The organism is Rhodobacteraceae bacterium D3-12 (assembly GCA_025916135.1).
In the GTDB taxonomy this organism is placed as follows: Bacteria; Pseudomonadota; Alphaproteobacteria; order Rhodobacterales; family Rhodobacteraceae; genus JAKGBX01.
The window spans coordinates 3,512,992-3,532,395 of sequence record CP104793.1 but is presented as its reverse complement, the minus strand read 5'-3'; the positions used below and the strand labels follow the sequence as shown (position 1 = coordinate 3,532,395).

At 55.4% G+C, this 19,404-nt stretch carries 15 protein-coding genes and 1 pseudogene; 11 read left to right on the top strand and 5 right to left on the bottom strand.

Annotated elements, in window-relative coordinates; genetic code table 11:
• Positions 1–13 precede the first annotated feature (13 nt).
• From N4R57_17460 to N4R57_17445, 4 genes are read left to right on the top strand one after another with little or no spacing between them, the layout of a single operon-like run.
• Positions 14–304, top strand: a complete 291-nt coding sequence (locus N4R57_17460; protein UYV36758.1) for an antibiotic biosynthesis monooxygenase — start codon at positions 14–16, stop codon at positions 302–304.
• On the top strand, positions 301–1,098 hold the full coding sequence (locus N4R57_17455; protein UYV36757.1) for an N-acyl homoserine lactonase family protein: 798 nt from the start codon (positions 301–303) through the stop codon (positions 1,096–1,098). The genes N4R57_17460 and N4R57_17455 overlap by 4 nt, the downstream gene beginning before the upstream one ends.
• Entirely contained in the window at positions 1,095–2,315 is a 1,221-nt protein-coding gene (locus tag N4R57_17450; protein UYV36756.1) for a four-carbon acid sugar kinase family protein, read from the top strand. The genes N4R57_17455 and N4R57_17450 overlap by 4 nt, the downstream gene beginning before the upstream one ends.
• Entirely contained in the window at positions 2,312–2,956 is a 645-nt protein-coding gene (locus N4R57_17445; protein ID UYV36755.1) for an aldolase, read from the top strand. The genes N4R57_17450 and N4R57_17445 overlap by 4 nt, the downstream gene beginning before the upstream one ends.
• Before the next feature lie 151 nt (positions 2,957–3,107).
• Here N4R57_17445 and N4R57_17440 read toward each other — a convergent pair whose 3' ends face one another.
• Entirely contained in the window at positions 3,108–4,061 is a 954-nt protein-coding gene (locus N4R57_17440; GenBank protein UYV36754.1) for an alpha/beta hydrolase, read from the bottom strand.
• The gene (locus tag N4R57_17435; GenBank protein ID UYV36753.1) at positions 4,058–4,729 is read right to left on the bottom strand and encodes a GntR family transcriptional regulator; all 672 of its coding nucleotides are present in this window, start codon (positions 4,727–4,729) and stop codon (positions 4,058–4,060) included. Before N4R57_17435 ends, N4R57_17440 begins: the two co-directional genes overlap by 4 nt.
• 163 nt (positions 4,730–4,892) lie before the next feature.
• Here N4R57_17435 and N4R57_17430 point away from each other — a divergent pair, with 163 nt between their 5' ends.
• The 7 genes and pseudogenes from N4R57_17430 to N4R57_17400 all read left to right on the top strand — a co-directional run bounded on the left by N4R57_17430 (position 4,893) and on the right by N4R57_17400 (position 13,020).
• Complete coding sequence (locus N4R57_17430; GenBank protein UYV36752.1) at positions 4,893–5,762, top strand: alpha/beta hydrolase; 870 nt, start codon at positions 4,893–4,895, stop codon at positions 5,760–5,762.
• Complete coding sequence (locus N4R57_17425) at positions 5,762–6,874, top strand: C45 family peptidase (GenBank protein UYV36751.1); 1,113 nt, start codon at positions 5,762–5,764, stop codon at positions 6,872–6,874. The genes N4R57_17430 and N4R57_17425 overlap by 1 nt, the downstream gene beginning before the upstream one ends.
• Positions 6,875–6,912: 38 nt before the next feature.
• The gene (locus N4R57_17420; GenBank protein ID UYV36750.1) at positions 6,913–8,469 is read left to right on the top strand and encodes an ABC transporter substrate-binding protein; all 1,557 of its coding nucleotides are present in this window, start codon (positions 6,913–6,915) and stop codon (positions 8,467–8,469) included.
• A 27-nt stretch (positions 8,470–8,496) separates the two neighbouring features.
• Positions 8,497–9,444 (top strand): ABC transporter permease, encoded by a 948-nt coding sequence (locus N4R57_17415; protein ID UYV36749.1) that lies wholly within the window; start codon positions 8,497–8,499, stop codon positions 9,442–9,444.
• Positions 9,445–9,488: 44 nt separating this feature from the next.
• Positions 9,489–10,283, top strand: coding sequence for an ABC transporter permease (locus tag N4R57_17410; protein ID UYV36748.1), 795 nt, complete (start codon positions 9,489–9,491; stop codon positions 10,281–10,283).
• 13 nt (positions 10,284–10,296) lie between these two features.
• Positions 10,297–12,045 carry an ABC transporter ATP-binding protein gene (locus N4R57_17405; GenBank protein ID UYV36747.1) on the top strand — a complete coding sequence of 583 codons (1,749 nt, stop codon included), beginning with the start codon at positions 10,297–10,299 and terminating at the stop codon, positions 12,043–12,045.
• 384 nt (positions 12,046–12,429) lie between these two features.
• A pseudogene (locus N4R57_17400) lies at positions 12,430–13,020 on the top strand (transposase).
• A gap of 122 nt (positions 13,021–13,142) precedes the next feature.
• Here the strand turns inward: N4R57_17400 and N4R57_17395 are convergent.
• The 3 genes from N4R57_17395 to N4R57_17385 form a co-directional block, all read right to left on the bottom strand.
• Positions 13,143–16,196: a CapA family protein gene (locus N4R57_17395; protein ID UYV36746.1), complete on the bottom strand. Its 3,054-nt coding sequence runs from the start codon at positions 16,194–16,196 to the stop codon at positions 13,143–13,145.
• Between the two features lie 65 nt (positions 16,197–16,261).
• Complete coding sequence (locus N4R57_17390; protein UYV36745.1) at positions 16,262–16,624, bottom strand: hypothetical protein; 363 nt, start codon at positions 16,622–16,624, stop codon at positions 16,262–16,264.
• A gap of 208 nt (positions 16,625–16,832) precedes the next feature.
• Positions 16,833–19,154 carry a hypothetical protein gene (locus N4R57_17385; protein ID UYV36744.1) on the bottom strand — a complete coding sequence of 774 codons (2,322 nt, stop codon included), beginning with the start codon at positions 19,152–19,154 and terminating at the stop codon, positions 16,833–16,835.
• Positions 19,155–19,404: the final 250 nt, after the last annotated feature.

Genomic DNA, 19,404 nt, shown 5'->3' with positions numbered 1-19,404 from the left:
AAAGGGCGGAGTGATGTATGCAGTGGTTGTCGTGTTTCAGATCAAGGAGGGGCGCATGGCGGAGTTTGTGCCAGCCGTCGTCGAAAACGCGCGCACCTCATTGACCGCCGAAGAGGGGTGCCTTCGGTTTGACGTTTGCACGGATGAGTCGCGTGCCAGTGAGGTTTTGTTGTACGAGCTTTATGCAAATCAAACGGCGTTTGATATCCATCTAAAGAGTGCGCATTTCAAGGCGTTCGATCACGCGGTTGCGCGCATGGTCGAAAGCAAGGACGTCCGCACATATCATGAGGTTGTTTCATGAGCGATTGGCAGGTCTATGCCATTAAATACGCCGACCGGAATGCCCGAACGCGGTCGGATAGTTTTTTGTTTGATGACAATCACGATGCCCCGCACGCCATGGATTACTATATTTGGCTGCTGCGCAACGGCAATGACGTGATCCTTGTCGATACCGGTTATGACAGCGACGAGGCGGCGCTGCGCGGGCGACCGATCCGGCTTGATCCGGTTGCCGCGCTGGCGCCATTTGGGGTTGCTCCGGAAGATGTGTCAAAGGTGATCGTCACACATCTACACTATGATCATGCGGGCGGTTTGCACCTGTTTCCCAACGCCACGCTGCACATGCAATCGGCTGAAATGGCCTTTGCCACCGGGCCGTGCATGTGTCACGATAGGTTGCGCATGCCCTATACGGCGGGGCATATTTGTGAGGCGATCAAGCGGCTGTATTCCGGCAAGGTCGTTTTTTATGATGGCGATGCAGAGATTTCCGAAGGCGTTACGGTGCATTGCATAGGCGGTCATAGCCGGGGATTGCAGTGTGTGCGGGTGCGCACACGGGCGGGTTGGATGGTGTTGGCTTCTGATGCGGCGCATTTTTATGAAAACGTTTTCTCTCGCAAACCGTTTCCCATAGTCGTGGACCTACAGAACATGATGGATGGGTTTGATCGACTTGAAAAGCTTGCTTCGAGAAGGTCGTTGATCATACCGGGCCATGACCCTTTGGTCCGGGCGTATTTCCCCGAGGCAATGGCACCACATATTTACCGTCTCGATGGTGGGCCTGACAAGGATGCTGCCCAATGAAAATAGGCGTGATCGCAGATGATTTTACTGGCGGTTCCGACATCGCTCTTACCTTGGCCGAGGCCGGGATGCCGGTGGTGCTCTATGCCGGGGTGCCGGGCACTCCGGCTGATCCACACCTCGGCGCCGGAGTGGTGGCGTTAAAGTCGCGAACGGCCCCGGTGGAGGAGGCGGTTGAACAGTCACTGGCTGCTTGTGATTGGTTGCTGGCACAGGGGGCGACGCAGATCATCCTCAAAGTATGTTCGACGTTTGATAGCACGCCTGCCGGTAACATCGGCCCGGTGCTTGACGCGCTGGCCAAGCGATTGGGGACTGAAATGTCTATTGTCTGCCCGGCGTTTCCGGAAAATGGGCGCAGCGTGTATCAGGGGCATCTCTTTGTCGGTGACCGGCTTTTGAATGAAAGCGGGATGGAAGATCACCCATTGACGCCAATGACCGACCCGGACCTGCGCAGGGTTCTGGCTGCGCAGAGTGAGCACCCTGTAGACCATGTGCCAGCAGCAGTTGTTCTTGCGGGCGGTGAAGCCATTGCTGCGGCGCTCTCACAAAAGGCTCACTATATCGTTGATGCGATTAGCGATGCCGATTTGATGGAGATTGGCAGGGCCGCAAAAAGTGTGAGGTTGCTTTCTGGCGGGTCGGGCATTGCCAAAGGGTTGCCTGCAAATTTCAACTACCAGACCGGTCGGCCATCATGGCAGGCTATTCGCGGCCCAGGTGTGGTTTTGTCTGGCTCTTGCAGCAGGGCGACACAGGCGCAAGTGGCCGAGTATCGCAAGAGCGCACCTGCAATGAAGATTGAGGTCGAAGAGGCCGTGAACGGCGCAGTAGACTTGGCAGCGATAGCCGACTGGGTGATCACGCAGGATCGCCCGCCGTTGATTTATTCGTCTGCCGATGCCGATGAGGTTCGCGCAGCACAGGAGGCGTTCGGTGGCGCGGTTGCGGCGGCTGCGATCGAAAACGTTTTTTCCCAGCTGGCGTTTGAAATGTCGGCACGGGGCCTTGTTCGGTTGGTCGTCGCGGGTGGCGAAACATCAGGTGCCGTGGTTGCAGGGCTCGGTGCCCATGAGTTAACGATTGGCCCGCGGGCCGCAGCCGGTGTGCCATTGGTGCGACACGCGGGCATGGCGCTGGCGCTGAAATCGGGTAACTTTGGCGGGCCGAAGTTCTTTTCCGAGACGCTGGCGGCGATGGAGGCCGATGGATGAGCGAAGAAGCAAAGCTGCGTGAAGATATTTGCACGCTGGCCAAGTCGATGTTTGACCGTGGGTTGACCTGTGGTGCCTCTGGCAACATCTCGGCGCGTCTTTCGGATGGATCGCTGCTGGTGACGCCAACGGGGCGGGCGATGGGGTTTCTCGATCCGGCGCTGCTTAGCCATCTCGGTGCGGACGGGCGATTTTTATCTGGCGACCCGCCGACCAAGGAGGTGCCGCTGCACACGGCATTTTATGACACGCGGGCTGGCACCGGGGCTGTTGTGCATTTGCATTCGACCCATTCAGTCGCCCTTTCGATGTTGCCAGATACTGATGCTGACAATGTCTTACCGCCTTTGACGCCTTATTCGATTATGCGGCTCGGTAAGGTGAAGCTTTTGCCGTTCTATATGCCCGGAGACCCGGCGATGGGTGAAGCCGTCCGGGGGCTGGCGGGTAAGCGATCTGCCGTGCTGCTTGCCAATCATGGGCCGGTTGTGGCGGGGAAAGATCTCTGGGCGACGGCTTTTGCAATGGAAGAACTGGAGGAAACCGCGAAGCTGGCTCTTTTGACGCGAGGCTTTCAACCTCGAGAATTATCGTCGGACCAGATTGCAGCCGTGGTGCGTGGCTTCGATGTCGATTGGTAGTTTATGCATCGCATGAGCTGAGCCCTAGCGGCTAATACGAGTTGCTTGAGGGCTGAATAAACCGCGCCCATGCGGGCGGGCTTCGTATCTTTGAGGGCCTGTGCCCGAAAAGCAGTGACCATAGAGGAGCTACGCTCCAATCTCGCTTGGTCTACTTCAACAGTTCGGACAGGCTTTCGACGACACGATAGAAATGCCTGAGAGCTGCGGCTGAAACGGTTCCTTGGCACATGAAGCTGTGCATCATGCCTGGCAGGATTTCGGTCTTGGCATCAATGTCATTTTCTACGAGCAGTGAGCTAAAGGCCACGGCCATGTCGCGAAGGGGATCGCAGGCCCCGACATAAATGCGTGTAGGCGGCAGGAGGTTGAGATCGGGCTGGAATAGCAAGGTGTTTTCCGGCAAATCCCCGTGTTCCGGGCTTTGCAGATAGTTTTCACGAAACCACTGCATTTCATCCAGATCGAGGTTTGTTCCTGTTCCAAATTCCTCAACCGAAGGGTAGCGATCAAGGGCCTCCTCTAGCGGGCGCATATCAGTCAACGGATAGATCAAGCAGAGCCCGTTCAGGCGTAGCCCCCCGATACGATGCGCGTGAAGAGCTGCGTTGACGGCGAGGTTTCCGCCGGCGCTTTCCCCCATTGCGACTATTCGTTGCCGATCCAGCCCAAGCGTTTTCGCTTCTTTTGCAAGGTAATCCATAACCGCATAAGTATCTTGAACAGCCGCAGGATAACGATGTTCCGGCGCGAGGCGGTATTCGACAAAGACCACAGCTGCGCCGAGCAAATGAGCAAGCGCGCGGGAATGGGTGTCATAGGTGGCGGCGTCACCGAGAACAAAACCGCCCCCATGAAAATAGACGATCGTGGGAAGCGGCCCTTGGGTATGTGCCGGTCGATAGATGTGCAGACCGAATGAACCGCCACAGGCGTCTGACGACATATGGGATATTTCAACGGCATGGTTAACCGGATAGCCATTTTTCAGAAACATTTCCCGCATTGCAGCCCGGGCATCCGAAAGCTCAAGTTCGTTAAGTGCTGGACCGCCTTGTTCACGAGAAACCGCGAGCATTCTTTGCAAAGCAGGATCGAGTGTCATTCCGACGTGTCCTTTATCTCTTGTCTACTTGTGTTGATATGGCCGGTTATATGGTCGGCGATGATCCCACGCAGAGCCACGAGATCACGTTGACGGATTGCCTGAACAATATCGAAATGATCTTGGGTGGCGCTTTGGAGTTGTGCCATGGTTTGCCATTGGCCAATCGGGGCCGCTGGTCCTTGGCGACGCATATCGAGAATCAGCTCATGTAGAAATTCGTTTTGGCAGAACCCGTAGAGCACCGCGTGGAACGCGCGGTTGGCCTGCATTTGAGCGAATGAAGTGCCGTTGTAGGCGGCATCCCGGAACTCTTCGGCAAGCGATTGTAGCCTGTCGATGTCGGCTTCTGTTGCGCTGTTGACGACGTCGGCTGCCGCGTGGGCTTCGAGCACAGAACGCACTTCGCCTATTTCTTTTTCACGGACCGGGTTGGGCTCGGGAACGCGGTATCCGCGATTGGGAATATGCTCAACCAAACGCTGCGAATGCAGATAGCTGAGTGCGTTCCTGACCTTTATGCGGGTGCAATTGTAACGTCGCTCCAGATCAATCTGCTTCAACCATTCTCCGCGACGCAAAATGCCGTTGTTAATGTCAGCCATCAACATTTGGGAAATATCGTCGGGGGTGGTTTTCGCTCCGGTATCGGTCGTTGGTTCTGTCATCTGCGCCTACGGATTACGGGTACAATGGATAACGATCCTAACGGCAACCATGCATCCGATCAATGCCGATGTAAATATTGGCGCCAATTTTAACAATTATTTTGACACCAAAGTTTACTATGGCTAGCGTTGAGCGAAATGGATGTTTTAGAAGGCGTGAAAAATGCTCCCTAGAGTGAATGACAATCGGGAACAGCGCACGCGCGCGCTCTATCTGACCGGCAACACAACGATATTGGCGTGCAAGCATGACCCGCGGTTTTCGATTATGCTCTATATTCCCGAAAGCGCGTGGGATGAGCCGGACCGCCCGCTCGATCTATTGGTCGCGGTACACGGCACCATGCGGTTGCAATCGGAATACCGAAACGCGTTCTCGAGCTTTGGAAAATACAATAACTGCGTGATCCTTGCGCCGCTCTTTCCTGTGGGCGTGTTGGGTGATCTGAATGCCGGCGGCTACAAGTACATGATCGAAGGCGATATTCGCTATGACGAGGTGTTGCTCGCGATGGTGGATCAGGCCGGAGAGCTGATGAAGCGGCAGTTTGAGAAATTCATGCTGTTCGGGTTTTCGGGCGGCGGGCATTTCACCCATCGGTTTCTTTACCTTCACCCGGAGCGGCTTAGGGCGGTGTCAATTGGCGCCCCCGGATCAGTGACTTTGTTGGACGAGACCATGGATTGGTGGCCGGGTATTCGGAATTTTGAAAGTGTTTTCGGGCGTGGCATTAACTTTGACGCATTGAAGCAGGTCAAAGTGCATATGTCGGTCGGCGCTGCCGATACCGAAGAATGGGAGATTACCTTCCCAGAGGATGGACCGAATGTCATTCCGGGCGCAAATAGTGCCGGCAAGAACCGTAATCAGCGCCTCGATACGTTGCGAGAGTCTCTACAAGCGCGAGGCGTTGATGTTTGGCATGATGTGGCGCCCGGTGTGCCGCACGACATGCGCGGGGTGTTTCCCTACATCGAGCGGTTTTTCATCGATGTTTTGCAAAACCGTTTGTCCGAGCCGGGGAAGCGGTGATGGTAACGCAACCCAAACTGGTCGAAATCGAAGGGCCTGCCTTTGAGCGCGGTTTGTCTTATGGCAAGCAAGCGGATGTTCAGCTGCTGAGTGGACTTGGAGTCTATCGCGCTTTGTTCGAGAAGCATGGTCTGGATTGGGATAGCGTCCTGAGCTATGCGGCAGAATTGCGAGACGCACTTGCACCGCAAGTTCCCGAAGCGATGGAAGAATTGCGGGGCATCGCCGAAGGGGCTGGCGTCAAACTCGAAGAAGTTTTGGTGATTAACGGCCGCAGTGAAATTATCAACCTTCATGCTCAGCGCCCGAAAGACATTTCAAACTTGGATGATGGTTGTACTTCGGCTGTTGTTTTGCCCCAGCTTACGAAAAGCGGTCGCTTACTACATGTGCAAAACTGGGATTGGTTAAGCGACTGTTCCGAAAGCACTATTGTGCTGAAAATCCACAGTGAAAAGCACCCTGACATTTTAACCTTTGTAGAAGCCGGAGGGCTGGCGCGGGCCGGTTTCAATGACCGGGGCGTGGCGATTACCGGTAACAACCTGGTCAGCGGCCAAGACGGGCATGCGCCCTTTGGTGTGCCCTTGTCGGTGATCAGGCGGAGCGTGTTGGAGGCCGGGGGTTATTCTCAGGCGTTGACCGAACTTTATCGCCTGCCGCGCACGGTTTCGAACAACATGACGATCAGTTGTGCACAAAGCGGCGACTGCATGAATTTTGAAACGACGCCGGCGCAGATTTATTGGGATGCACCAGATGGCACCTGCATGACGCATTCGAACCATTTCGTAAATTCCACCGCGCGCGCGCGGGAACGCGATCTAGGAATAGAGCGCGGTGCAGATACCCTGTTTCGCAACCGGCGTTTGCGCAAATTGATCGAAGATAGCCAGGATCCGCATGATCTCGACACGATTGCAACAGCGCTCGATGACCGGTTCGGCTCACCGCGCGGCATCGTGCGTCAACCAAGAGACAATGAGGGTGAAGCCAACGCCTATCTCTCGGCGACTGTTGCGATGGTTTTGATGGATGCCGGGGCGGGTGAACTTCGGGTGCGCCAACTGCCATACGAGTCAACCGAGACAACAATCTATCGCCTGAACTAACAGACGAAGTATCAACAGGATAAACAGGGAGAAAGCCTATGAAATATAGTCATAATTTTCTCGGGGCGGCATGTCTTGCCGCTGCGATCGGTTTGGGCGGAGTGCTGCCAGCGGTTGCAGAAACCGTAGTGCGAACGTCACTGAATGCCGACATTCGGGGCACCAACCCCGGCGTAACGCGTGATGGAAACACGGACCAGGTTCACGGGCATATCGTGGAAGGGCTTGTCACTTATGGCAGTGATTTCAGCATTGTTCCGATGCTGGCTGAGACCTATGAGGTTTCCGACGATGGTAGAACCTATACCTTTCATCTTCGCAAAGGTGTGAAATTCCATAACGGCCAAGAAATGACCGCGAAGGAAGTCGCCTGGTCATGGGAACGTCTTGCCGGGCCAAAGTCGGAATCGCATTGCGTTAACTATTTTAACGGCAAAAACAACATCAAGGTGACGTCAGCCAAAGCCACGGACGACTATACCTTTGTGATCGAGCTTGAAAAGCCATACGCCGTGTTTCTGGCAATAATGGCCCGGTTCGATTGTGGTTCAATGGCCATTTTGCACCCCGATTCTGTTAATGCTGATGGCAGCTGGAACAAGCCGATTGCAACAGGCCCTTATATGATGGGCAATCATGAATCCGGCCGGTTTGTCGAAGTGAACCGGTTTGAAGGTTATGTTCCGCGTGAGGAACCCATTAATGGCTACGGTGGTGGAAAAAATCCGACTGTAGACAAAATTCGCTGGGAGATCGTAAGCGAAGCGGCGGTACGATCCACTGCGTTGAAAGCGGGTGATCTGGATCTTGTGTCGATTGATGCTCAAACAGCAGCCGAACTGAGAGACAATGACGGATTCAGGGTCGATGCAACCGAATCCGCCATTTGGGATACCTATCTTTTGAATGCGGACGAAGCGCCGTTGGACGATGTGCGTGTTCGTCTTGCGATGGCTCATTCGATTGATCCGCAACAAATCGTGGCGGCAATTACCGAAGGGTTTGGCAAGGCTTCGCCATCGCCTGTGCCGCCAATGTCAGCGAATTACACCGAAGTTCAGTCTCGGTATCACGAATACAATCCAGAAAAGGCCAAAGCTTTGCTGAAGGAGGCCGGGTATGACGGTGCCGAGATCAAGATTTTGGCGACACGTCGCTCGGGTGCTTACTATGAGCGCGCATTGATGGCGCAAGCGATGATGTCCGAAGTCGGATTAAACGCGACGCTGGAAGTCGTCGAATGGGGTTCACAGCTAGAAGCCTACCGCGTGGGAACTGGCTTTGGCATGCAGAGCTTTACCTACTCCCCGCGCTTACATCCGGGCCTTAGCTTTGAGATGTTTACCGGTAGCGCGCCCCGAAAGGTTTGGAAAAACCCTGAAGCCATCAAACTTATGGCCAAGTCGCTTGCAACGGGCGATCCAAAGGAGCTGCAAAGCATCATCGACAAGCTGCACATGATGTTCATTGAAGAAGTTCCCGCCATTGGGCTTGGGCACCGGACAATGTTCGTCGGCATGTCCAGCAAGGTCTCCGGGTTTGAAAACTGGGGTGCCGGACTGCTCCGGGGCTGGATGCTTCGGGTAGATGGCTAAACAAATATCAAGACGGGGGGCGGAGCTTTGTTCGGTTTTATACTAAAGCGAATTCTAATGTCGGTTCCGACCCTCGTCATTGTTACGGTCATCATCTTTGCGCTGGTCCGGGCACTTCCCGGCGATGCCGCGCTGATGATGCTGGGTGGCGATGTAGATGACGAAGCCGCTCTGGCGATGATGCGCGAGAAGATGGGGCTGGACAAGTCTCTAGCAGTTCAGTTTACGGCTTGGTTGCGCGAAGTGTTGTCCGGCAATCTGGGCACTTCGATCATGAATGGTCAGGACGTCGGCGGGTTGCTGTTGCAACGGTTCGGGGTAACGGCGTCGGTTGTTTTGCTGGCTATGCTGACCTCTCTTCTTGTGGCAGTTCCGTTTGGCCTTTTGGCCGCCCATCGCCATAACCGGAGCACGGATTATTCGATTGTCTTCGGCTGCATTGTTTTGTTGTCGATGCCCAGCTTTTGGGTCGGGTTGATGTTGCTGGTTTTGTTCGGCGCAACGCTTGGATGGTTGCCAACCATTGGGTTCGTTTCAATCACAGAAGACCTTGGCCGGGGCATGGTTTATCTTATCATGCCGGTAACGGCGCTGGCGCTTACCGAGATCGCCGTCCTGACGCGGATGATGCGTGCGGGAAGTCTGGAAATCATGCAAAAAGACTACATCACGCACGCGCGTGCCAAAGGTTTGCCAGAACGCCGTGTTCTTTGGCGCCATGTTTTTCCAAACGCGTTTGCGCCCACGCTAACAATGGTTGGCATTATGCTGGCAGGTCTGCTGTCTGGCGCGGCTGTGACCGAGACGGTGTTTACTTTGCCCGGCATTGGCAAGCTCTTGGTCGATTCCATCTATGCGCGCGACTATCCGGTTCTTCAGGGCGCGTTGTTGTTTATCGCTGCGATTTACGTGCTGACCAATCTGGCGATTGATATCGCTTATTCCTTCTTTGATCCAAGGGTGCGTTTGTCATGAATTTTGCACGCCGTTTATTGTGTCGGACAAATGGTTTGATTGGGATGCTGCTAGTTGGCGCTGTGTTCGCGGTGGCGTTCACCGGGAGCTTTTATACGCCCTATGATCCACTTAAATCCGATTTGCTGAACCGTTTTGGCGAAGCATCAGGCGCACATCCATTTGGAACCGACATGTTCGGGCGGGATATCCTCTCGCGTTTGATGCGGGGCGCTTGGGTATCGGTCTCTATTGGCTTGGCAACCTTGGTCATTCCTGTTGTGGTGGGAACCTTTCTCGGCGCGGCGGGCGGGTTCTTTCGCGGCTGGTTTGACCGCTTTCTGATGATGGTGCTTGACGCACTCATGGCATTTCCCGGCCTATTGATGGCGCTTGGCCTTATGGCCGTCATCGGGGCCAACCGGTATGGAGTCATTCTGGCCTTGTCTTTGGCATATCTGCCCGCAGTGACACGCGTTGTGCGTGGATCGGTGCTTTCAATTAGCCATAATGAATTTGTCGAAGCATCGGCAAGCATGGGCAATGGCCGTCTGTACACGTTGATCGTACATGTTTTGCCCAACTGCCTGGCTCCGCTAATCGTTCTGTCGACTATGATGTTCGGCTGGGTGTTGTTGGCGGAAAGCGCGCTTAGTTTTCTGGGATTGGGCGTTCCACCCCCGGAGCCGAGCTGGGGGAACATGTTGGCTGAGGCCAAGGCGGATCTCATGCGATACCCCATGCTTGGCCTTTTGCCCGGGATCTGCATTTCGATCGCGCTTTTGGGTGTAAACCTTCTTGGGGATGCCCTGCGAGATGAGCTTGACCCGAAATCGGCAACGCCGACGACGGTGGTCTGACATGAACAATCCAATGCAAGACGACATCATTCTGTCGATCAAAAATCTAGAGGTTTCGTTCGGGTCAATGCCGGTGATCCGTGACGTAAATCTTTCACTCGCTCGCGGGGAAATCCTCGCTCTTGTGGGGGAAAGCGGAAGCGGCAAAAGCGTTCTGGGCCGATCCATTCTGGGCCTCGTGCCCGGTGATGGCAAAGTTAGCCAAGGCAGCATCGTTTTTAACGGCCACAGCGTCACCGAACCGCAAAGCAAAGAAGAGCTTCGCCGCCTGAGAGGGCGCGAGATTGGATTGATTTTTCAGGAGCCGTTGTCCTCCCTAAACCCCAACATCCGCATCGGTGAGCAGATGTTCGAGGCAATGCGCGAGCATACCGACCTGAGTATGCGTGAAATTCGTGAACGTGCGATTGACATGTTGCGACAGGTTAAGCTCGATAACCCCGAAAAGTTACTTAACCGGTACCCACACGAGTTTTCCGGCGGAATGCGTCAAAGGATTATGATTGCGTCGGTCATGATGCTGAAACCAGCACTATTGATCGCAGACGAGCCAACGACGGCACTTGATGCGGTGGTACAGTATGAGGTTTTGAACATCATGGCCGAGGTGGCCCGTGCCAATGGCACAGCGGTGATCCTGATTTCTCACGACCTGGCAGTAGTGGCCGCATATGCTCAGAGAATTGCGGTCATGGAAGAAGGCCAATTGGTTGAGGAAGGCGACACGAAAGAGGTGCTGCGTCGGCCCCGTCATGACTATACCAAACGGTTGCTGGCGTCGACGCAACTGGGGGTGGCCGCGCCTGTCTCTGGAACCCGGATGGCGCCCCTTCTCGAGGTCGAGAACCTAAGCGTCGATTTTGTTGAAAAGCGGCTTATGGGATTGCTGGGTAAGACTGTGAATCACGCGGTTCGTGAAGTGTCTCTCGACATCAGGCCCGGAGAATTTGTCGGATTGGTCGGGGAAAGCGGCAGCGGTAAAAGCACGATCGGCCGCGCAATTGGCAATCTGGTGCCACAGGTTTCAGGACAAATTAGGTTTGACGACAGTGACCTAGCCAGTTGCACGAGCGACGAAGAATACGCGTTACGGCGACGCATCCGCTTTGTTTTCCAAGACCCATACTCCTCGCTCAATCCGCGCATGCGCATCGGACATATTGTGCGTGAAGGTCTACGGTTTGACCGTAGCCTCAGCAAAAATGAAAAACAAAAGCGTACAAATGAAATGTTAGAGGCTGTAGGCTTGCCCATGGAAATGGCGATGCGGTATCCGCACGCTCTGTCCGGTGGACAGCGCCAGCGCGTCGCCATCGCACGGGCATTGATTAGCCGGCCTGACCTTGTGATTGCGGATGAACCAGTGTCGGCTTTGGATGTCACTATTCAGGCCCAGATATTAGACCTTTTGAAAAAGCTTCAACGGGACTTAGGATTTGCGTGCTTGTTTATCAGTCATGATCTGCACATCGTCGAACAGCTTTGCGCAAGGCTCTATGTGTTGCACCGTGGTCGGGTGATGGAGCAAGCTGATACCGGCACGTTGTTTTCTGCACCTCGACACCCATACACACGACGCTTGATGGCAGCGTCACCGAGGCTTGAGCAGGGCAGGGATGGTCTGCAACTCGCTACAACTGAGCTGCCCGATGTAGGAGGGCAGGAGAAATTTGCTTTCTTCGACGCACTTTTGGAGGGCCAATCATATAAGCTTTCTGAAGCAGCTCCGGGTCACTTTATTGCCTTGCAATCTGTCGGGTAGAACGGCCCAACTGCGGCCCGCAGATATGTAAGGCGTCTCGGCTCGAACAGCCGTCGGCCAAGTCTACTACAACTCGGGTTGCGTGTGGCGGTGCGTCGCCGGAGAAAACGCGGGCCAAGCGTGGCGGAGGAGGTGTCCGCCATGAAAATTAAACAAAGTCTTGTATAATTATGAAAAATTATGTGTATTTAGGCATCATACCACGTAAAGCACCACGTCAAATTATGTATGCTCCGCTACAAACATAGAGCGTTCCCAAAAGCTAGTTTGCGTACCCTTGATCAGGTTCAATTCGGATAAAGATGCTTTGCCCCTGAAAACTGGATCGTTTGAGGTTGGAGTTTTTCGCCTGTTTTTCCTTGGCTGGGAGAGGAACGGATTCGCATGAAATCATCTAAGTTTGCGGAGGCTCAGAAGGCGTTTATCCAGAAGCAGGGCGAGCAAGGTACGCCGGTCGCTGAGATTTGTCGGAAGGCCGGGACCAGCGAGGCGACCCATTTCAACTGGAAGATAAAGTATGGCGGGCTTCTTCCGAATGAGATGCGCCGACTGAAGGCGCTCGAAGATTAGAACAGCAGGCTGAAGGAAATTGTAGCGGGCTTGACGTTGGATTGTGAGATGTTGCAGGCTGTTATTCGGCGAAAGCTCTGAAGCCTGTCCGTTTGCGCGAGATTGTCACCGGGATGTGTGTCGAATGGGGAGTGTCGACCCGGAAGGCCTGTGGGGCTATCTGCTTCGGCGCTTCCACCTACTACTACATGTCCCGAAGGACGGACCAGGCTGCTGTTAGCGACGGATCAAGGAGATCGCAGAAACCCGTGTGCGCTAGGGCTACAGACGCGTTCACGTGCTTCTGAGGCGAGAGGGCTGGATGATAAACTTGAAAAAGACCCTCAGTATTTACAACGGTTAGGACTGCAGTTCGGAAAAAGACATCCAAAGTGGCGGGTGAAGGCCAAAGTCCGGGAAGACCGCACGAAGGATCTGGCCCAGTCTGGGGACTGCGAAAAAACTAGACCAAACCTAATCATCTCGGGCCAATAGCAGCTTAGGAACCGCCGGTAACTTTCCATGTTATGGGACGTCGCTTTATGGGTTCATTTTCCTTGAAGGAAATCCAGAACCCTTGCAAACTTCATAGAATTGGACGCTTTGACAAGTATTGCGTCACCAGTTTGCAAGAAGCGGTCAAGATCAGACAATAGGTCCGCTACCTGTTGATAATGCTCACCGGAAAAGCTTGGCATTTCTTTACTGTGCAATTCATCCCATAAATCTGCCATCAATGGCCCACATAGCAGCACAGTGTCGGGCTTTGCCAGGTGAACTTGCGTGGCAAGATCACGATGATATTGTGCTGCATTCGTCCCGAGTTCTGCCATATCGCCCAAGATGAGAATACGCCTGTTAGCCGTAGGCATCGCTGCAACCATTTCTATAGCAGCCTGCATCGATGCAGGGTTTGCATTATAGGATTCATCCACAACGGAAAGAGTCTTTTCGTTGAATTTTACAGACGTGATCGCGCCTCGTCCTGGCTTAGGCTGAAACTTTGACAGTTCAGCAAGGAAGGGTTTTAGCGGACCCCCCAATATCAAGCGGACAGCTATGGCGGCGATGCTGTTCATTGCCATGTGCAGGCCTAACGCCGCAATTTGAAATGCAAGCTTCTGCCCATGCGGGAATTGGACAACGACTTTCCCATCCGCCTGAGTATAGGATGAGAGACGCAAATCCGCCCCTTCTGATTGACCATAGGTCAAGACGCGCACATTGCGGCGCGCGGCGTGCTCGCGAAAATCGCCATAGAACGCTATGTCACGATTTAGCACCAGAATGCCGCCTGGTGCTATGCCTTCGATGATGTTGGCCTTGCGGCGGGCCACCGCCTTCAATCCTTCGTTGCCGCGTAAATGCGAGGCAGAAATATTGGTAATGACACCAACGTCGGGACGTACGAGCCGGATGTTTTGAAACTTCGGTGCATTGATGGCCGTGGCTGCTGCTTCAACGACGGCAACATCGGTCGACTCCGGCGTATTTGCGAGTTGATGCAACATGCCAACGCGCGAGTTATAGTTTGTGCCAAAGGTGCCGCTGACGTTGCAGTTCGGGCCAAGTGCTTGGATTAGCATCTGACAAAGTGACGTCTTTCCGGCGCTCCCCGTAATGGCGACAACTTTGCCCTTCATTCGGTTTCGCGCAAACGCGCCGAGCTGAAGAATGGCATGCAATGGGTCGCTAACTTGAAGCAAGGGGAAGTCTGGGTCCACCCCCTCAACAGGTCTGGCGACGATGGCCCCGGCGACTTTATGCTGCAACTGTGGGAGGTCTTTGTGCAAATCCCAGCACGGCTGCGACGTAAAATCGCTTAATTCGTGACGCATGGCCATACGCTGATCAATAAGTGCAACCAGCTTTGGCGCTTTAAACCCCCAGTTTTCATGTTGTTTGATCTTGTGCGTTACTGACCGGACGAACCATCCCTCTGGCGGGGGGACAAGCCATTTTCCTCCGGTAATTTGTTCAAGCTGTTTGGCTGTCCAAAGGATTTCAGGTGTTGGTTCTATCGCATCGAGAGGCGGGGCCTCGTATTTAGCCGGATTTTTCCGAAGTACTGCAAACCCCTGCTTCGACGATAGCTCAAAACCTACGGTATGGGGCAAGGAAACCCGCTGGGTCTTGCCACGATGGCTAACCAGTCCGACTGACAGCGTCAGGGTTGTATCGAGCCAGTTCGCCACCTTTGAGGGGCGAAGTGTATAGAAATCGCGATATATCTGTCCTGTGGACCAGCGGCTGAGGGGCCACATCCAATCGCACGGGTCATGCGAGCAGCCAAGTCCCCAACTGCCAACTTCGCCCGGCTGTGGCGGCTCGGCGCGAAAATCGATGCGCCAGTCGCAGCCAACGGGACGAGGAATTCTCCACCAAGATTCCACCTCGATCAGGCCCGTTTTTTCCAGACGGTCGGGGGAGAGGCGCAGGCCAAGTAACTCCATCTCTCCGATCTGCAGCACCTCGGGGATGCGGGCATCTTCCGGGACATCGTTAGCAAGCCATTCGGGCCGCGGGGCGCCAAGGCCGCTTATGCTGGTTCTTTCTGTATGTGTTCGCGCCGGACGCTGCTCGCTCATCGCGCGATCGGGCGGCTCGATGCGAAGAACGCCCTTTCCATCACCTGCCTGTTCGAGCGCCGAGCCTAGGGCTGCGCATTTCTCAGAAAACCTCTGCACCGCGGCGTTCGCTGCGTCCCCCTCGTAAGGCAAAGTGCGGCAAAACCCAATCTCGAGAGGTGTAAATCGTACCGCGGTTACCCCTCGGTGATCGAGGTCGAGGGTGAAAACACCACTGTCTGTGTCCGATCGCGTGAGAGCATCAAACAGAAGATCACCAGCATCGTGCAAGATCGGCCGATTCTTATAGACCTCAATCCCCTGCAATACATGGGCTGACGTGCCTAGTACCGCGTCTGCCCCGGCATCAATCAAGGCATGCCCGCCCACTATTTCAGATTTGTCTGGAGCGTTCCGGTTGTTTGGTCCCCAGTGAACAGCGACCAGAACCACATCTGCGAGATCGCGAGCCGCAGAAATGCGCGGTTCCATTATGGTTTTCCAGTCGGCCGGATTGCGCGGATCGAGCCAAGCGATCCCTGGTTTGTCCTCTTCTGCGGCAAAGCTTTCTTGGGTTGCATCTACAGAAAACAGTGCCACATCAAGCCCGCCCGCGCGGCGAATGACGGGGTGGAACGCGGCATCGCGACACTGTCCCGAACCGGCGTGACCGATGCCGGCCCTGTCGAGCCACTTCGCCTGTTCGAGCAGCGCCTCAGGGCCATAGTCGCCGCTGTGGTTGTTCGCGGTTGCGACAAGATCGACGCCGCCATCCACAAGTGTATCGAGCATTTCGGGACGGGCGCGAAAATAGTAGGATGCGCGCTCGCCCTTGTCGATCGCCTCGGCCCCCGTCGTGGCGACAACACACTCGAGGTTCACGATGGTCAGATCGGCTTCGGCCAAGGGCGCAATTCGTGCAAGCGCTTTGCGGGCATTGGCGCGTTCAAATCGAAAGTGAAACCGCCGGCCTATATTGACATCTCCCCCCCAAGCAACGGTTCCAGTGCGAAGGGGAGGACTTGTCGGGCACATCTAACTTTTCTCAATTTGCTCTTAGGGCAATATCATATCGGCTCGGCCGCAACTTGCGGGCGTGGCTATAGCCTGAAAGCGGCCGCTTTTGGCGTTTCGTAATGCGCCAAAGAGGAGTTTTGGGCTGGCTTCTTGGCGAAGCTGCAGAACTCTTCTTCTTCGACCTTGCTTTTTAGTGTGCTTCGACCCCGGCTATGTAGGGAAACGATCGCGGAAATTATCATGGCGGTGGCCCCTCCGAGCGTATAGGCCAACAACATCAGCCAAATCCCGAAACCGAGCAACCCTGTTATCAATGTCAACGTCGCGGCAAAGAAAATTCCTATTATGACAACGCCAGGCAAGGGCGAGCCGCAAATTTCGTCGGGGAAATCTATGGGAACCTCGCAGTTGGCCTCTATTGGGTCGACATCATCGGGGTCTTCCATTCTGTTGCCTCCATGCTTGTGCCGTGACGGATGCGGGTGGCCTTGTTTGCTCCACTAATTCGCTCAAATCGCTGTAATTCGTGTTCGCGAACCACATGTTGGGCTGCACTTGCAGTGTGCTGATCTTGAGCAGTTTCTTGAAAGAGCCCTTACGCATTGTACCGCAAGGGCTCTTTCATTGGCTTAGGCAGAAAGCTGCGCGATTATATCACACAATGGGATCGTCGCCACCGAGCAGGTTGGTCAGAGGATCGAGCAAATCCCCTCCATCGGTGAGACCATCAAGCAATCCGCCTCCGGTCAAACCTCCGAGTACGCCCTCGTCACCGGTTACATTGCCGAGCAGACCTTCGTCTCCGGTCAGTCCGCCGAGCAAGCCTTCGTCACCGGTTAGACCACCAAGGAGGCCGTCTTCACCGGTTACATTGCCGAGCAGACCTTCGTCGCCTGTCAGTCCGCCGAGCAAGCCCTCGTCACCGGTTAGACCACCAAGGAGGCCGTCTTCACCGGTTACATTGCCGAGCAGACCTTCGTCGCCTGTCAGTCCGCCGAGCAAGCCCTCGTCACCGGTTAGACCACCAAGGAGGCCGTCTTCACCGGTTACATTGCCGAGCAGACCTTCGTCTCCGGTCAGTCCGCCGAGCAAGCCTTCGTCACCGGTTAGACCACCAAGGAGGCCGTCTTCACCGGTTACATTGCCGAGCAGACCTTCGTCTCCGATCAGTCCGCCGAGCAAGCCTTCGTCACTGGTTAGACCACCAAGGAGGCCCTCGTCACCGGTTACATTGCCGAGCAGACCTTCGTCGCCTGTCAGTCCGCCAAGCAAGCCCTCGTCACCGGTTAGACCACCAAGGAGGCCGTCTTCACCGGTTACATTGCCGAGCAGACCTTCGTCTCCGGTCAGTCCGCCGAGCAAGCCCTCGTCACCGGTTAGACCACCAAGTAGGCCGTCTTCACCGGTTACATTGCCGAGCAGACCTTCGTCTCCGGTCAGTCCGCCAAGCAAGCCTTCATCTCCGGTTAGACCACCAAGGAGGCCGTCTTCACCGGTTACATTGCCGAGCAGACCTTCGTCTCCGGTCAGTCCGCCGAGCAAGCCTTCGTCATCGGTTAGACCACCAAGTAGGCCGTCTTCACCAGTTACGTCGCCAAGCAGGCCATCGTCGCCAAGGAGAGCTCCGAGAGGCCCGTTTTCACCAAGCAGATCGTCAAGCGCGTCGGGCGAATCGTTAGGCGTCCCATTGCCCAGCAGGCCGGTATTCGTCAGGCTTCCGACAAGCCCGTCTGCCCCGGTAACACCGGATAGCGAGCCGTCATTGCCAACCAGGTCTCCGAGCAGCCCTTGAGAACCCGTCACATCTCCCAGAAGGCCGGAATTCCCCGTGACCGGACCGAGAAGGCCATTATCGGAAATCAAACCATCGGCCAGCCCCACATCACTGGTGACTTCGTCTCCACCCAGCACCGGCTGACCAATCAATTGCTCACCCTCGTCGCCGAGATCGGAGCCACTGCCGATCAAATCTCCAAGCAGACCATCTGATCCCGTAACATCACCGAGCAATCCATTGTTGCCGGTTACGGCACCCAGCAAACCATCGTCAGAGACAAGCGGGTCGAGAAGACCTTGATCCGCATCCGCGTCGGCATCCGCATCCGCGTCGGCATCTGCATCCGCGTCGGCATCCGCGTCGGCATCCGCATCCGCGTCGGCATCCGCATCCGCGTCGGCATCCGCGTCGGCATCCGCATCCGCATCCGCGTCGGCATCCGCATCCGCGTCGGCATCTGCATCCGCGTCGGCATCTGCATCCGCGTCGGCATCCGCGTCGGCATCCGCATCCGCGTCGGCATCCGCATCCGCGTCGGCATCTGCATCCGCGTCGGCATCTGCATCCGCGTCGGCATCTGCATCCGCGTCGGCATCCGCATCCGCGTCGGCATCTGCATCCGCGTCGGCATCTGCATCCGCGTCGGCATCCGCATCCGCGTCGGCATCTGCATCCGCGTCGGCATCTGCATCCGCGTCGGCATCCGCATCCGCGTCGGCATCCGCATCCGCGTCGGCATCCGCATCCGCATCCGCGTCGGCATCTGCATCCGCGTCGGCATCTGCATCCGCGTCGGCATCCGCATCCGCGTCGGCATCTGCATCCGCGTCGGCATCCGCGTCGGCATCTGCATCCGCGTCGGCATCCGCATCGCCGTCATCGCCACTACCGCCGCCGGCCAATGCCGCCAAACCGAGCCCACCAAGCGCAGCCGCGCCAATGATCTCTTCATTCGCCATTCCTGCGCCAGCGCCGACCTCTTCACCCCCAGGGGTGTCTTCAACGCCATCAGCGAAGACCAGACTGTGCAGCGACCCATTTTCGGCGGGCGTGTAATAGTCTTTCACGGTGATCGCGTCACCGTTTTGCAGTTCTACCTGTAGATCCTTCCCCTTTTTGACATAGCGGAGGACTTGGTCCCGATCCACTGGGATGTCTATTCCAATAGCGGTGCCCGCTTGGATTGTCGTGTTGGCCATGAATTTAACTCCTTGTAGTGCGACGCCCCCATAAGGCGAAAACAGACTTTTGTATGTGCATATAACTTAAGGATATAAATGACCGACTAAAGACTGTGAAGTCAACGATTAATGGCAATTTTTATAGCGATTCCACCTGCATAAGCACGATCCTCAGGCCCTTGCAACGTTGTGACAGTCAATGAAATAGCCGTTTTGGCGCTTACGCAGCGCAAGTTTTTGTTGAGATACATACTTTTGATATTTTTGA

Excerpts from the sequence above, each read along its gene's own strand:
- N4R57_17460 (UYV36758.1), top strand. The coding sequence starts at position 14 with ATGTATGCAGTGGTTGTCGTGTTTCAGATCAAGGAGGGGCGCATGGCG.
- N4R57_17455 (UYV36757.1), top strand. The coding sequence starts at position 301 with ATGAGCGATTGGCAGGTCTATGCCATTAAATACGCCGACCGGAATGCC.
- N4R57_17450 (UYV36756.1), top strand. The coding sequence starts at position 1,095 with ATGAAAATAGGCGTGATCGCAGATGATTTTACTGGCGGTTCCGACATC.
- N4R57_17445 (UYV36755.1), top strand. The coding sequence starts at position 2,312 with ATGAGCGAAGAAGCAAAGCTGCGTGAAGATATTTGCACGCTGGCCAAG.
- N4R57_17440 (UYV36754.1), bottom strand. The coding sequence starts at position 4,061 with ATGACACTCGATCCTGCTTTGCAAAGAATGCTCGCGGTTTCTCGTGAA.
- N4R57_17435 (UYV36753.1), bottom strand. The coding sequence starts at position 4,729 with ATGACAGAACCAACGACCGATACCGGAGCGAAAACCACCCCCGACGAT.
- N4R57_17430 (UYV36752.1), top strand. The coding sequence starts at position 4,893 with ATGCTCCCTAGAGTGAATGACAATCGGGAACAGCGCACGCGCGCGCTC.
- N4R57_17425 (UYV36751.1), top strand. The coding sequence starts at position 5,762 with ATGGTAACGCAACCCAAACTGGTCGAAATCGAAGGGCCTGCCTTTGAG.
- N4R57_17420 (UYV36750.1), top strand. The coding sequence starts at position 6,913 with ATGAAATATAGTCATAATTTTCTCGGGGCGGCATGTCTTGCCGCTGCG.
- N4R57_17410 (UYV36748.1), top strand. The coding sequence starts at position 9,489 with ATGCTGCTAGTTGGCGCTGTGTTCGCGGTGGCGTTCACCGGGAGCTTT.
- N4R57_17405 (UYV36747.1), top strand. The coding sequence starts at position 10,297 with ATGCAAGACGACATCATTCTGTCGATCAAAAATCTAGAGGTTTCGTTC.
- N4R57_17395 (UYV36746.1), bottom strand. The coding sequence starts at position 16,196 with ATGTGCCCGACAAGTCCTCCCCTTCGCACTGGAACCGTTGCTTGGGGG.
- N4R57_17390 (UYV36745.1), bottom strand. The coding sequence starts at position 16,624 with ATGGAAGACCCCGATGATGTCGACCCAATAGAGGCCAACTGCGAGGTT.
- N4R57_17385 (UYV36744.1), bottom strand. The coding sequence starts at position 19,154 with ATGGCCAACACGACAATCCAAGCGGGCACCGCTATTGGAATAGACATC.